At 35.1% G+C, this 1262-nt stretch carries 1 protein-coding gene; it reads left to right on the plus strand.

The window, feature by feature from the left end:
- Window positions 1-57 precede the first annotated feature (57 nt).
- A protein-coding gene (locus DRF58_RS18060; protein ID WP_394338505.1) for an IS3 family transposase occupies window positions 58-1232 on the plus strand; the annotation gives its coding sequence in 2 pieces (ribosomal slippage) (window positions 58-316 and window positions 316-1232; 1176 coding nt in all).
- The last annotated feature ends 30 nt before the right edge of the window (window positions 1233-1262 follow it).

The following is a 1262-nucleotide window of genomic DNA, read 5'->3' on the forward strand; positions in this document are numbered from 1 at the left end:
TGGATGTAGTAATTTAGCGTCCAGTTAAAGTTAAGCATAAAACCTTATTTTTAACCTATGAAACGAGAGAGAAAAATCTATGATCCAACATTTAAAACCAAAGCTGTTCAACTGAGCAATGAGCGAAATAATATCTCAGAACTCGCAAGAGAATTGGGAATTGCAGTCACGCTGCTTTACAAATGGCGCAAAGAGTACGAACAATTTGGAGAAGGTAGCTTTCCTGGGAATGGGAATTTAAAACTCACACCCGAACAGGAAAAGATTCACGAACTGGAGAAAAAACTCAAAGATGCAGAGCTGGAACGTGATATATTAAAAAAAGCAATCGGCATCTTCTCCAAGAGCGGTCGATGAAATATGTGTTTATTAAAAGCTACGAATCCATATTTCCGATTGAAAAGATGTGTAATGTTTTGCAATTAAGTTCCAGTGGCTATTATAAATGGAAAAATAGACCGAGGAGCAAGAGATTGCTTTTGAAAGAAAAAATAAAAGAGCAAATAACTTCAATTTATTTTTCATCAAGACAACGCTATGGAAGCCCCAGGATTACGTTTGAGTTGAATTCTTTAGGCTATAAAATTTCCAGAGTAACCGTTGCAAAATATATGAAAGAACTTGGTTTGAGAAGTAAATTAAGCCGAAAATTCAAAGTAACGACAAACTCTAAACACAGTTATTTGGTAGTGGAAAATGTTTTGGGCAGGAACTTTTCAGTGAGAGAAGCGTCGAAAGTTTGGGCTTCGGACATCACTTATATTCAGACCAAAGAAGGGTTTTTATATTTGACCACAGTTATTGATCTGTATGACCGGAAAATAATTGGTTGGAGTTTGAGTAATGGGATGAGTACCGAGGAAACTAGTTTAGCTGCTTGGAAAATGGCTGTCAAAAACAGAAAAATAGGGGAAAGTTTAATTTTTCATAGTGACCGAGGTGTTCAATATGCAAGCAAAAAATTTGCAAATACCATTGATTTTTATGGCGTTACAAGAAGTATGAGCCGTAAAGGAAATTGTTGGGATAATGCGGTGGCAGAGAGCTTTTTCAAATCCCTAAAAACAGAATTGATCTACGGTAACAAACTCATCACCAAAGAAAAAATGGAGCTTGAAATCTTTGAATACATCGAAATCTGGTACAACAAAAAAAGACGCCACAGTGCTTTGAATTATCAAACTATTGAAGAGTTTAACAATCAAAACAAAATTTATCAAAATGTAGCTTAACTTATACTGGAATTTTTATTTGCATATCCA

Source organism: Epilithonimonas hispanica, assembly GCF_003385395.1.
Taxonomy (GTDB): domain Bacteria; phylum Bacteroidota; class Bacteroidia; order Flavobacteriales; family Weeksellaceae; genus Epilithonimonas; species Epilithonimonas hispanica.